Origin of the sequence: Burkholderia sp. Ac-20392, from assembly GCF_017104585.1 — a bacterium.
Taxonomy (GTDB): domain Bacteria; phylum Pseudomonadota; class Gammaproteobacteria; order Burkholderiales; family Burkholderiaceae; genus Burkholderia; species Burkholderia lata.
Window position 1 is genome coordinate 1 of the sequence record NZ_JAAGPB010000254.1, and the last position, 12,279, is coordinate 12,279.

10 protein-coding genes are annotated in these 12,279 nt (G+C 63.8%); 3 read left to right on the forward strand and 7 right to left on the reverse strand.

Annotated elements, in window-relative coordinates:
- Window positions 1-111: 111 nt before the first annotated feature.
- Both G3N99_RS24215 and G3N99_RS24220 read right to left on the reverse strand, forming a co-directional pair.
- A complete protein-coding gene (locus G3N99_RS24215; RefSeq protein WP_206123659.1) occupies window positions 112-942 on the reverse strand; it encodes a p-hydroxycinnamoyl CoA hydratase/lyase in 831 nt (276 codons plus the stop codon).
- A 220-nt stretch (window positions 943-1,162) separates the two neighbouring features.
- Window positions 1,163-1,666, reverse strand: coding sequence for a MarR family winged helix-turn-helix transcriptional regulator (locus G3N99_RS24220; protein WP_043186357.1), 504 nt, complete (start codon window positions 1,664-1,666; stop codon window positions 1,163-1,165).
- 232 nt (window positions 1,667-1,898) lie between these two features.
- Here G3N99_RS24220 and G3N99_RS24225 point away from each other — a divergent pair, with 232 nt between their 5' ends.
- The 3 genes from G3N99_RS24225 to G3N99_RS24235 are packed head-to-tail and all read left to right on the forward strand — an operon-like array spanning window position 1,899 to window position 6,879.
- Complete coding sequence (locus G3N99_RS24225; RefSeq protein WP_174941897.1) at window positions 1,899-2,168, forward strand: PAAR domain-containing protein; 270 nt, start codon at window positions 1,899-1,901, stop codon at window positions 2,166-2,168.
- Window positions 2,169-6,023, forward strand: a complete 3,855-nt coding sequence (gene tssI, locus G3N99_RS24230; protein ID WP_206123660.1) for a type VI secretion system Vgr family protein — start codon at window positions 2,169-2,171, stop codon at window positions 6,021-6,023.
- The gene (locus G3N99_RS24235) at window positions 5,989-6,879 is read left to right on the forward strand and encodes a hypothetical protein (RefSeq protein WP_241011828.1); all 891 of its coding nucleotides are present in this window, start codon (window positions 5,989-5,991) and stop codon (window positions 6,877-6,879) included. The genes tssI and G3N99_RS24235 overlap by 35 nt, the downstream gene beginning before the upstream one ends.
- Window positions 6,880-7,003: 124 nt before the next feature.
- On the opposite strand, the gene G3N99_RS24240 is transcribed toward G3N99_RS24235, so the two are convergent.
- From G3N99_RS24240 to G3N99_RS24260, 5 genes are all read right to left on the reverse strand, one after another.
- Window positions 7,004-7,903, reverse strand: coding sequence for an SMP-30/gluconolactonase/LRE family protein (locus tag G3N99_RS24240; RefSeq protein WP_206123661.1), 900 nt, complete (start codon window positions 7,901-7,903; stop codon window positions 7,004-7,006).
- A gap of 45 nt (window positions 7,904-7,948) precedes the next feature.
- Complete coding sequence (gene araH, locus G3N99_RS24245; RefSeq protein ID WP_174941906.1) at window positions 7,949-8,968, reverse strand: L-arabinose ABC transporter permease AraH; 1,020 nt, start codon at window positions 8,966-8,968, stop codon at window positions 7,949-7,951.
- Between the two features lie 33 nt (window positions 8,969-9,001).
- Window positions 9,002-10,546 (reverse strand): L-arabinose ABC transporter ATP-binding protein AraG, encoded by a 1,545-nt coding sequence (gene araG, locus G3N99_RS24250; protein ID WP_206123662.1) that lies wholly within the window; start codon window positions 10,544-10,546, stop codon window positions 9,002-9,004.
- A 20-nt stretch (window positions 10,547-10,566) separates the two neighbouring features.
- Entirely contained in the window at window positions 10,567-11,580 is a 1,014-nt protein-coding gene (locus G3N99_RS24255; RefSeq protein ID WP_206123663.1) for an arabinose ABC transporter substrate-binding protein, read from the reverse strand.
- A gap of 74 nt (window positions 11,581-11,654) precedes the next feature.
- A partial coding sequence (locus G3N99_RS24260; RefSeq protein WP_206123664.1) for a gfo/Idh/MocA family oxidoreductase occupies window positions 11,655-12,279 on the reverse strand: 625 nt, incomplete at its 5' end.

Genomic DNA, 12,279 nt, shown 5'->3' on the forward strand with positions numbered 1-12,279 from the left:
TTGAATCGGTCGAAGGTGCGCCCGTCGCGGGCGGCGCACCACTCGCCGGCGATCAGCATCCGTCTGTCGGTCATGTTGTCTCCTGCCATGCGTGTCTCTCGTCGGGTTGCGTCAGCGCTTGTAGGCCTGCAGGCCCGGCTTGATCGTCTTGTCGTCGAGGAACTGCTTCAACCCCTGTTCGCGGCCATGCTCCGGATCGCGCAGTTGCGCCTGGTCGAGCTTCGCGTACAGGTAATCCTCGCACTGCTCCCACGTGAGTTCGCGCGAACGCTTGAAGCCGTGCTTCGCCGCGCGCAGCACGACCGGGTTCTTGTCCATCAGCCGCGCGGCGAGCGCGATCGTCGCGTCGCGCAGCCCGGCGAGCGGCACGCTGCTGTTCACGAGACCCATTTCGGCGGCTTCCACGCCGGTGAACGTGTCGCCGGTCATGATGTAGTGCAGCGCGCGGCGGTGCCCGACCGTGTCGGCCATCGCCTTGCTGACGAGGTTGCCGGGCGGGATGCCCCAGTTGATTTCCGACAGCCCGAACACGGCTTCGTCGGCCGTGATCGCGAGGTCGCACGCGACGAGCGGCGAGAAGCCACCGCCGAAGCACCAGCCGTTCACCATCGCGATGGTCGGCTTGTTGTACATCCGCAGCCGGCGCCACTGCCATTCCGATGCGTCGCGCCGCACCTTTTCCTGCATTGCGTCGGAGCCGCCGTCGATCTCGCGGAAATACTCCTTCAGGTCCATGCCGGCCGTCCATGCCGCGCCTGCGCCCGTCAGGACGAGCACCTTCGCTTCGTCGTCGAACTCGACCGCGTCGAGTACCTGCAGCATCTCCCGGTTGAGTGTCGGGCTCATCGCATTGCGCTTGTCCGGGCGGTTCAGCGTGACCCACGCGATGCCGGCCTCCACCTTCACTTCAACGGTCTGCCAGCGGTTGTCGTACTTGCTCATATCGTTTCCTGTCGTTCGTTCCTGTGCGATTCGGTGCGCAGCATCCCTGCTGCGGACGGCTTCATTTAATATCAGGCTACCTGATATTGCAAGCGACACGAGCGCCGGTGTAAACCCGGAGCGGAAAGCGGCGGAAACGACGGAATCGGGGAACGGACAGGCGACCGGCAACGCGAACGCGGGCCCCACGGGCCCGCGCGATGAAGCTTCTGGAGGGGGGTCAGCCGCGCAGGTTGCGCGAGAACAGTTCGAGCGCGCGCTGCACGTCCGCGGCTGTGTCGGCTGAGATGTCGCCGAGCATGCGCGTCTCGAGCGGGCGCAGGACGGCTTCGCATTCACGCAGCATCGCCGCGCCTTCGTCGGTCAGCGTCAGCAGGATGATGCGGCCGTGCGACGGGTCGGCTTCACGCGTGACGAAACCGCGGGCGGCCATCACGCTCATCACTTCATTCGCCGATTGCGGCGTGATCCACGAGCGCTCGGCCAGTTGCGCGTTCGACGACGCGCCGCGCGCCTCGAGCACCGACAGCGCCGTGTATTGCGCGAGCGTGATGCCAAGCGGTGCGAGCGCGTCGGTCATGTGGCGGCGCAGCAGCCGGTCGAGACCACCGATCACGTAGGTCAGGCGCTGCTGCACGCGCGCCTTCGGCTTGTCGCCCGTCGCGCGGGCGGCGTTCTTCGTGGCGTTTTTCGGGTTCGCGGGTTTGGTCGGTGCGGAACTCATGGTGCGGGCGGGGTGGGATTGCGGGCCATCTTACCAGCAGGTCGGGCGGTGAATCGCATAGGCGTGACATCAATCTCGACACGCGCCACATTCGCAACGAACTCATATAAGTACGAAATTATCAGTCGATCTACTAATTAAAATATCGAAAATAACCCAATCCCATCTTGAAAATTGTGCGGCGCTTTGATGAGAGGTAAAAGAGCGACTCAATTCCTCGAAAGTGTCATCGATGAAAAACGCACAAGGCCTCGAAATGGTTCGACTTGGAGACTCCACCGATCATGGGGGCACCGTCATCGAAGCTGCCAGTGATCTGAAGCATCTTGGAATCGGTGTTGCGCTTGACGGCCATGGTGTCCGTTGTCCGAAATGCGGTGACGTTTTCCCGTTGCTGGCGAGTGGCCAACGCACGCATCACGGTCGGCGCGTGGGTTATCACGGCGACAAGACCGGGTGCGGTGCGACTGTCATGGGTGAGCGAGCGACGGGGGCAGCTTAAATGGGGATTTTTGCTCAGGCTCGCACGCTGTCCATCGCGGGCGCGTCGTTGCCGACCTATGGGATGGACCGGCTACCGGTGTTCATTCCGGTACGCCTGCAAGGCACCGAAACCATCGGCCGCCTCGATGAGTGCCGCTACCTCGTCACACTGCGCACCGACGACGCCTATGCCGTTTCGCCGAGCCTCACGGCCAATCACGATCTGGATAAGGTGGTCGGCACGGAAGTCACCGTATCGATCCAGCTCGAAGGCAAGGGGCAGTTCATTCCGGGTCTGGCGGGTGCCGCCGGACTCGGCAACATCGGCGCAGGCACGCGCGAGATCACCGGATTGGTCGAAGTGGCGCGGCTTGCCGGTCAGGATCGCAAGGCGATCCTGTATGAACTAGAACTGCGGCCATGGCTCTATCGCGCGACCCTCACGCAAGATTGCCGCCTGTTTCAGGATATGACCGTCGTCGAAATCACCGACGCGGTGCTCTCGAAGTATCCCTACCCCGTCGATAAGCGGCTGGGCGCATTCCGGGGCGTCTACCCGAAACGCGACGTACAGCGCCAGACGTTTGAATCCGACTGGGCGTTCCTGCAACGCCTCTGGGAAGAATGGGGAATCTGGTGGTGGTTCGAACACGATGACGGCCATCACCGTCTGGTCTTGTCCGACACGATGGGCGGACACCAACCGCACGGGGAGGCTTACGAGACCTTGCGCTACCTGCCACCCGGCGGTCAGCGCATCGACGAGGAGCACATCCACACGCTGTCCGTGACCAGTCGATTGACGACAGGGGCCGTGAGCGTCACGGATTACGACTACACGCGGCCACGCGCGAGGCTGGACGTGTCCGTGGAAGACCCTCGTCCGACGGCCAGCTCGGATGGCGAGATTTATGACTGGGGAGACTACAGTCAACCGCTCGCCGATGCGCAAGGGCTGACGGGCCAGCCGAACGATACGGAGTGGGAGGCGCGGCACTTCGCGCGCGTGCGGCTTGAGGCGCAGCGTTGTGCCGGGCGACGGGTAAACGGCAAAGGAAATCTGCGTGGCCTCGCGGTCGGCCACACCTTTACGCTCATCGGCCATCCACATCAGGCGGCGAATCGTGAATACGTGGTTGTGTCCTGCACGCTCGATATCGAGGAAGTCGCAGGGCGAGCCGGAAGCGCGCAGACCTATCGCGCCGACGCGCAGTTCGAACTGTTGCCGACGAACGAGCCGTTCCGGCTCGAGCGCAGCGTACGCAAGCCCGTTTTGAGTGGGCCGGAGAAAGCGATTGTCGTCGGCCCCGCCGGGCAGGAAATCTGGACGGACCAATACGGTCGGGTAAAAGTACAGTTCCAATGGGACCGGCAAGGTCAGCACGACGAGAATTCGGGCATCTGGCTGCGTGTGCTGTCGCCGTGGCAAGGCGTCGACATGGGTGCGACGTTCATCCCGCGCATCGGTCATGAAGTGGCGGTGTCGCACTACTACGGCGACCCGGATTTGCCGGTGATCATCGGGAGCGCCATCAACGCGTTCCGCCAGCCTGCACTGGACCAACCGCACAATCACGCGATATCGGTGATTCGCGGACGAGAACTCCACGGCAACGCGTCGGGCCATCTGGCAATCGACGATACGCGCGAGCAAATCCAGACGCAGCTTGCGAGCGACGCCGGGACGTCGCAACTCAGTCTCGGGCACCTTCGGCGTATCACCCGAAAGAAAGGGCGTGCCGATGCGCGTGGCAAAGGCTTCGATCTTCGCACCGACGATTGGGGCGTGGTTCGGGCGTTGAAGGGTCTGCTCGTGTCGACAGACGGTCAACCGGGCGGCCCGGGCCATGCGAAGGACGCCAAGGAGGCCATAGGCCGACTCACGCGGGCGCGCGAACTACAGGAGAGCCTCACGGGCCTGGCGCAGCGACATCAGGTGCAACAGCTCGACGCGGATCAGAGCGACGTGGCCAAGGCGATCAAGGCGCGCAACGATGTGATTCGCGGCAATACGCCGGCCGGCCCGGACGATTTCCCGGAATTGACAGAGGCGGACATCGTACTGGCCGGCCCAGCCGGATTCAGTCTGGCGGCTGAGCGTAGCGCTCATATTGCGAGCGGCGAGGATGTTGCCATAACAAGCGGCCGGCACGTCGGGCTTGCCGTGGGGCGGTCGCTGTTCGCGAGCGTGTCGACCGCGTTCTCGTTGTTCGTGCACAAGGCCGGCATGGCGCTCGTCGCCGCAGCCGGAAAAGTGCGGATCGAAGCGCAGACCGACGGTGTTGACCTCACCGCAAAGAAGACCATCAATGTCACGAGTACGGCCGACAGCATCCACTTGCACGCGGCAGACGAAATCGTGCTGCACGCTGGAAGTACGGAGGTTCGCATCAGCGAGCGGGGCTATGTCGTAAAGACCGCAGGCGAGCACACGATCCACGCAGGCAGCCATCAGACAGACGCCGCGCAGGTGCGACCGATGCGCCTGCCGGTCACACCCGACAATCCAGGGCAGTATGCCGCGCACTTTGTGCTGGTGGAACACGACAGCGGGTTCGCGCTACCGAACCAGCCGTACCGGGTCACGCTCGACAATGGCCGCGTGATCGAGGGGGTGAGCAACGAGTTGGGCGAAACGGAAGTAGTGACGAGCCACGACATCGCGTTCGGCACGGTGGAACTGCTGGCGGCGAGCGATCCGGACAAGGTGATTGCGGTGAACCGGGCGGCGGTCGTGCGCGACAACACGACGCCTTACACCGCTCAAGCACCGAACGCCGACAAACGCACCACAACGATCAAGGGCAAGAGGGTCGGCACCCCGGAACAGGGGGCGACGTCCGAGCGTCAGCCGGCCGCGTTCGCGACCTGCGATCCGCTGAACTTCGGGTTGCGCTTCCATCACTTCATCGACCGGGCTAAACAAGGCGATACACCACCGGACATGCCGGTGCGCCGCGATGTTGAGTATCCGGTGGCGAAGGCGTATGCGATGGCGGTGAAGAATGCGCTCAAGGGGATTGAGTGGGGCAAGTTCAATACGTTGAGCGGCAAGATATCCGACGGGGCAAAGGAAAGCATCGCGCTTGCGGTTGGCAATGTATTGAATACCGCCCTTGCGGCTGGGCCGTTTGGATTGCCAAGAGGTTCTTCAGCGGACCCGATGAAGTCAAATGGAGTGACTCCCAAGATCGATATTGTTAATGCAACGGAAGGTGCTGCCAAATACAACATGCGCCCGGATGTCAGCGCGTCATTTGTTGGCAGATACTGGGCAATAGCTATCCAGGAGAGAGAAGTCACGAAAATTGTTACATCATCGGATAATGCGACTGCCTTGGATGGGACGCTGAAGGCATTCGCGGACATGCTTTATCACGAAGCACGACACTGCCAGCAGGCGTTCTGGATGGTGACGCTACTTAGGCAACATCCAGCCGATTACGCAATGTTTTCCCATGCAACAAAAGTTTACAAGGACGGCACGCGCACGGATGTCTTCAACGTAGCCAAAAAAGCCGCTATCCCAGATGACGCGCGCGTGATGGCGGGGCTGCATCGCATGTTGGTATTTCACTATTACTGGATGATTTCATACATACAAAATCAACCGGGCGGAGTCTATGTGAAGCCCGATGTGCCAATTGCACAGGCCGAGGTGTGCAAACTGTTGAGAGTGTCGCCAGAAGCAGCGGCCAAGATGGTGAGTTTCGAAGAGGGTTACCGGAGCCAGTTACATGAAGAAGATGCTTATGCGTGTGCGGAAGTGGTGCAAGCCTATTGGGACCGCCCTGATCGTGCTTTCGTGCGTAACCCCGGTACATGCACAGGAGGATACGATGCTTCACTTAACGCCATTGGGGGAGGGATTTAAAATGCAGGCGACAGACGAAGAGCAGCGTGTCATGCTGCGCGCCATCCTTAAAACAGCAATGGCGATCCTGCGCGATGATGCATCGTACGATCCCGAACATATTGTCTTCGGAACAAATTACACAACGTGGACGCATCCTCCCGCAAAAGGGTTTCTTTATAAATACGCAAATCGTGCGCTGCGCGGCACGAAGATTGAATTTTCCACTGGCGACGATCCAGATGACTACAGTGAGAATCGCGATAAGGTGAAAATCGTTCCGGCTGGGGTAAGAATTGTCGTTGACGCAAGGGTTGCCAATCTGCCTGACACGGAAATCAAATCGCTCCTCCAACTAGAGGACTATTGGGTTGACGGGGATGGAAATCGTGAATATGGAAATGAAATGAGGGGGCGCACCCCCGATGCTCCCAACTTGCAGTCCTTTCGCTATCGCTCAAAAGACGTTCCAGGGAGTAAATTTCCGATCGACGTCGATCTTGGTTACATCAATCCGGTGGATGGATCATTTCCGCAGCGACTGTGGATAGTCGAGATACGCCGCACATACAAGATTTTGACACCGGAGGAACGCGAACAGCGCCGCTTGGAAGAACAACAAGTGAAGCGCCACAAATACGGGTTGATGAATCTGTGCACGGGGATGCTGTGTCCTGAAACGGGGATCTGGCAGGGATATACCAAGACTTCCAGCTCGGATATTCATATGATCCGGAAGGGGCATAAATTCCCCGATGTCCGCACGCTGACCCCTCGCGAGCAAGCGGAGCGAAACCAGTACACGAACTTGTTTGAGCCAGGTCAGTGGATGTGGGTAAAGGAATATGTGGAGCCGGAGTGGATGAAGGAAGGCTGAACCAGATCAAGCATGAGCCGGAAAGACGGAAGTCCATAAGCAAAATCGCGTTCAATACATCCCTTCCGAACATGCCGGATTCTTGTCCGCGAATGGATGGACTCCCTCAGTCATCGCTGGCCATTCAGGCCGTGGGCATCCCCGCAAACCGCGCAGTCGGAAGCCCCGCGTGCCGCGTCTGCGCGACGAACACGCCGCCCGCATGCGGGTCGCCGGCCAGCGCATCGTCGCTCAACCCGGTGCGCGCGCTCGTCACGTACAGGCGGCCTTCGCCGTCGAGCGCCGTGCAGCTCGGCTGCGCGGTCGGCACCGCGACGCGATCCGTCTCGACACCGTCCGGCCCATAGCGCACCACACGCCTGCCGCCCCACTGCGCGTTCCACAGGCCGCCATCGCGATCGATCATCGAGCCGTCCGGGTCGCCGTCCGCATCGGTCAGGCGCGCGAATGAACGCACATTGGTCACACCTGAACGGCTGTAATCGCAGACGAAAATCTCGCGCACGAGCGAATCGCAGAAATACATCCTCGACCCGTCCGGCGAAAACGCGATGCTGTTCGCGATCGCGGCCGGCGGCAACGCGAGCCGCTCCAGCGTCAGGTCGGCATTGAGCCGATAGAACCCGCCGACTGCTTGCGGCGGCTCGCTGCCTTCGTCCTTCATCCCGAACACGAGCGCGCCGAACGGATCGCAGCGCCCGTCGTTCAGCCGCGTCGGCAGCTCGGGCTCGACGTCGACGATCCGCGTGAACGCACCGCTGCGCAGGTCGAAAAACGCGAGATGCGTCGCGAGCCCGACGAGCAGCACGTCCGGGTCATGCGTGAGCGCAAAGCACGCGAGCCGTTCGGGCATCGTCCACGGAGTGAGGTCGGAGCCGTCCGCGCGGCAGCGCCACAGTTGCGCGCCTTCGATGTCCACCCAATACAGCGCGTGCGTCCTGTCGCACCACGTCGCGCCTTCGCCGAGCGTGTTGCGGCTGTCGGCCAGCAGCGTCGCCTGCGCGGCCGGATGAGTCTGTTGCATGCCGTCTCCCGATATCTGTCGCGTTCGCGGGCAGTCGCGCTTTCGTCAGAGCTTCATCGCGCGCCGCTGGTTGCGACGATACTGGTCGAACAGCACCGCGAGCAACAGAATCCCACCGCGTATCAAATATTGGTAAAACGTCGGCACGTTCAGCAGGCTCATCGCGTCCTGGACGGAGCCCATGATCAGCACACCGACCAGCACGCCGGAGATCGTCGCGACGCCGCCCGTCAGCGACACGCCGCCGAGCACGCACGCGGAGATCACGCCAAGTTCGAGCCCGACCGACGTCTTCGGATCGCCCAGGCTCATCCGCGACGCGAGCATCACGCCCGCGAAGCCCGTCACGAGCCCCTGCAGCACGAACACGGTGATCTTGATGCGCATCACCGGCAGCCCCGCGAGCAGCGCGGCCTCGCCGTTGCCGCCGACGGCCAGCACGTTCTTGCCGAACACCGTCTTGCGCAACAGGAAGCCGAACACGACGAAGCCGACGATGTTGCTCCAGATCGGATACGAAATGCCGAGGAACGACCCGCCGCCGAGATCGAAGAAACGTTCCTCGGAGATCATCACCGCATCGCCGTTCGACGTGATGAACGCGAGCCCGCGCACGACTTCCATCATCGCGAGCGTGACGATCAGCGAGTTGATCCGCCAGCGCGCGATCAGCACGCCGTTGACGAGCCCGACCGCTCCGCCCGCGAGCACGCCGCCCGCGATGCCGAGCACGACGCTGTGCGTCGCGGTGATCAGCGTCGATGCGACGACACCCGAGAACGCGACGATCGACGCGACTGACAGGTCGACCTCGCCAAGCGCGAGCACGAACATCATCGTCACCGCGATCGAGCCGATCAGCGTGACCGACAGCAGCAGGCCCTGGATGTTGCGCGACGTGAGGAAGTCCGGCACCGTCAGCGACAGCGTCGCGAACAGCACGAGAAACACCATCACGATGCCGGAGCGGTTGATCAGCTGCCACACGCCGCCGCGCGCTCGCGCGGGCGCGGCGGCGGCATCGGGGGACGGGGACGTGCGTTGGGGTTGCATTGCCTGGCTCATGTCGTTTGCATTCCGGTTGATCGTTGCGGGGCGCTAGCGCGGCAGCGCGAGCTTGATCAGCGCGTCGGGCGTCGCCTGCGCCTTCGCGACCTCGCCCGCGATCCGTCCTTCCTTCATCACGATGATCCGGTCCGACACGCCGATCACCTCGGCCAGGTCGCTCGACACGAGGATCACCGTGCGGCCCGCTTCCGCGAGTTCGTAGAACAGGTTGTAGATTTCCGCGCGCGCGCCGACGTCGATGCCGCGCGTCGGCTCGTCCATCAGGAACACATCGATGCGCTCGGCCAGCCAGCGCGCGAGCACGACCTTCTGCTGGTTGCCGCCGGACAGCGTGCCGATCGGCGTGTCGCCGTCGCGGGTCTTGATCGCGAGCCGCTCGATATAGCGTTGCGCAAGCTCGCGTTCGCGCCGCGCGTCGAGCAGCATCCGCGCCGGGCTGAAATGCCGGCGCGCGCTGATGTTCAGGTTGTCGGCCACCGACGCGATCGCGACGATGCCTTCCTGCTTGCGGTCTTCCGGGCACAGCGCGAGGCCGGCGCGCACCGCGTCGCGCGGGCTCCCGAACGCAACCCGCTTCCCGTTCAGCTCGACGTGCCCCGCGCTCGGACGCGCGGCGCCGTACAGCAGCTTCATCAGCTCCGAGCGGCCCGCGCCGACGAGCCCGAAGAAGCCGACGATCTCGCCGCGCCGCGCGGTGAACGACACGGGCTCGGACAAGCCAGGCCCCGCCAGCCCCTTCGCCTCGATCAGCACGTCGCCGGCGGCGCGCGGCCGGTAGCCGTACACGTCCTCGATCGAGCGGCCGACCATGCAGCCGATCAAACGGTCGCGATCGAGATCGGTCACGGAATCGAACGTGTCGATGCGGCGGCCGTCGCGGAACACGGTCACGCGGTCGCACAGTTCGTACACCTCTTCCATCCGGTGCGTGACGTAGATGATTGCGCGACCTTCCGCGCGCAGCGCGCGGATGATCCGGAACAACTGCGTGGTTTCGCGCGCGGACAGCGAACTTGTCGGCTCGTCGAACGCGATCACACGCGCGTCGCGCATCAGCGCCTTGCCGATCTCGATCATCTGGCGCTGGCCGATCGACAGATACTTCACAGGAATGCCCGGATCGATGTGCTCGCCAAGCCGCTCCAGTGCATCGAGCGCACGCGCGGCGAGCGTGCGTTCGTCGACCACGCCGAGCCGGCTCGGCAATTGCCCGAGCATCAGGTTTTCGGCAACCGTCAGTTCGGGCACCAGATGCAGCTCCTGGTAGATGATCGCGATGCCGGCCTCGAGCGCCGCACGCGTCGATGCGAAGCGCTGCACCGTGCCGTTCAGCGTCAGCGTGCCGGCCTGCGGCTGGTTCACGCCGGACAGCACCTTCAGCAGCGTCGACTTTCCCGCGCCGTTCTCGCCCATCAGCCCATGCACTTCGCCCGCGCGCACCGACAGCGACACGGCATCGAGCGCGCGCACGCCCGGGAACGTCACCGTGATGCCGTCGAGCGCGAGCAGCGGGCCGCCGGGCGGCGATGTGCCGCCGTCGTTATCGGATACGGCCGTCATCGTCTGCGTCGTCATCGCGTTCTCGCCTGCGCCGCTCAGATGCCGAGCTCGGTGCGCACGGCCTGCCAGTTCGCGCGCGTCATCAGCTTGCCGCTCGTCTGCGTGTCGGGCGGCGGCGTCTTGCCGTTGCGGATCCATTCGACGAGGTTCTGCGTGCTGTCCTTGCCGTGGTTCGTCGAGCTGACCGCGATCGTCCCGTAGAAGCCGGTCGGCTCCTTCTTCTGGAATTCGGCGAACGCCTCGCCCGCGCCGTTGATGCCGACGCCGATCACGTCGGCCGCCGGAATGTGCAACTGCTCGGTCGCACGCACCGCGCCGAGCACGGTTTCCTCGTTCAGCGCGTAGACCACCCACTTCTTCACGTTCGGATGGCGCGCGAGCACGGGCGCGGCCGCGCTGAAGCCGCCTTCGTCGTCGGTCGTCTTCTGCGGCGCGTCGAAGATGTTCTCCTTGCGGAAACCGTTCGCAAGCAGCGCCTGCGTCGCGCCGTCGGTGCGCAGCTTCGCGGTCGGCAGCTCGTAGTTCGTGATCCGCAGCGCACCGACTTCCTCGGGCTTCCAGCCGCGCCGCTTCATCTCGTCGGCAATGGCCTGGCCGACCTGGTTGCCGATCTTGGTCGCCGACATCCCGAGGTGCGGCACGTTCGGCAACGGCTTGCCGGTCGAATCGACGAGCTGGTCGTCGACGGTCACGAACTTCATGTTGTAGCGCTTCGCGCGCGCGGCGATCGCCGGGCCGAGGCGCACGTCCGGCGCGCAGATCACGAAGCCCTGCGCGCCCTGCGAGCCGAGGTTGTCGATCGCGGCGAGCACTTTCTCGCCGTCGGGGGTGCCGATCTTCACGACCGAGAAATTCTCTTTCTGGCCGAGCGCGGACGCCGCGTTCTGCTCGTTGATGAACCAGGCCTGCTCGGGCATCTTCACCAGGAAGCCGATCTTCAGCGGCGCGTCGGCGCGCGCGGCGCCCTGCATGCCGAGCGGCGCGATGCAAAGCGCGGCCAGCAGCGCGCGCAACGTCTGGCGTCGAATCGTGTGAGTCGTGCGGTTCATGCGGTGTCTCCTTGGTGTCGGCTCATGCCGTAATGATTCGTCGTGCGTGATCGCGCCGCGGCGCGCCCGCATGGTCAGCGGCCGAACGCGTCGGTCTGCACGCGCCGGCCGAACAGGAACGCATCGGCGACGAGCCGCAGCGGCCGCACGTCGACGTCGCTTTCGCCACGCGCAATCAGCGCATGGAAGTGCGCATACAGCGCCGGATATTCACGCTCGGGCCCGAGCCAGACCGGCTCGCCCGCAATCGACAACTGCGCGCCGCCGCGGCTGATCGCGAGCACGCCGTCGGCCGTGTCGACCGCGATCTCCCATTGCTCGACCGGGCCGTGCCGCCAGTCGAATTCCGCACGCACCGGCACGCCGTCGGTATCCACGCAATCGAGTTCGGCGGCGATCGGCGTCTGCACGTCGCTCGGCACGATGAGCGTCGCCTCGCGCAGCACGAGCTCGCGCGGCAGGATCTGCGTGACGATCGACAGCGCATTGATGCCCGGATCGAACACGCCGAGGCCGCCCGGCTCCCAGATCCACTGCTGCCCCGGATGCCAGCGCCGTACGTCTTCTTTCCAGCGCACCTGCACCGCGCGGATCGCGCGCGTCGCGAGCCAGGCGCGGGCCGGCGCCACCGCACTCGCGCAGCGCGAATGCCAGGTCGCGAACAGCGTGAGGCCGCGCTCGCGTGCGAGCGCTTCCAGC

Excerpts from the sequence above, each read along its gene's own strand:
- araH (WP_174941906.1), bottom strand. The coding sequence starts at position 8,968 with ATGAGCCAGGCAATGCAACCCCAACGCACGTCCCCGTCCCCCGATGCC.
- tssI (WP_206123660.1), top strand. The coding sequence starts at position 2,169 with ATGGGGATTTTTGCTCAGGCTCGCACGCTGTCCATCGCGGGCGCGTCG.
- G3N99_RS24240 (WP_206123661.1), bottom strand. The coding sequence starts at position 7,903 with ATGCAACAGACTCATCCGGCCGCGCAGGCGACGCTGCTGGCCGACAGC.
- araG (WP_206123662.1), bottom strand. The coding sequence starts at position 10,546 with ATGACGACGCAGACGATGACGGCCGTATCCGATAACGACGGCGGCACA.
- G3N99_RS24215 (WP_206123659.1), bottom strand. The coding sequence starts at position 942 with ATGAGCAAGTACGACAACCGCTGGCAGACCGTTGAAGTGAAGGTGGAG.
- G3N99_RS24255 (WP_206123663.1), bottom strand. The coding sequence starts at position 11,580 with ATGAACCGCACGACTCACACGATTCGACGCCAGACGTTGCGCGCGCTG.
- G3N99_RS24220 (WP_043186357.1), bottom strand. The coding sequence starts at position 1,666 with ATGAGTTCCGCACCGACCAAACCCGCGAACCCGAAAAACGCCACGAAG.
- G3N99_RS24235 (WP_241011828.1), top strand. The coding sequence starts at position 5,989 with ATGCTTCACTTAACGCCATTGGGGGAGGGATTTAAAATGCAGGCGACA.
- G3N99_RS24225 (WP_174941897.1), top strand. The coding sequence starts at position 1,899 with ATGAAAAACGCACAAGGCCTCGAAATGGTTCGACTTGGAGACTCCACC.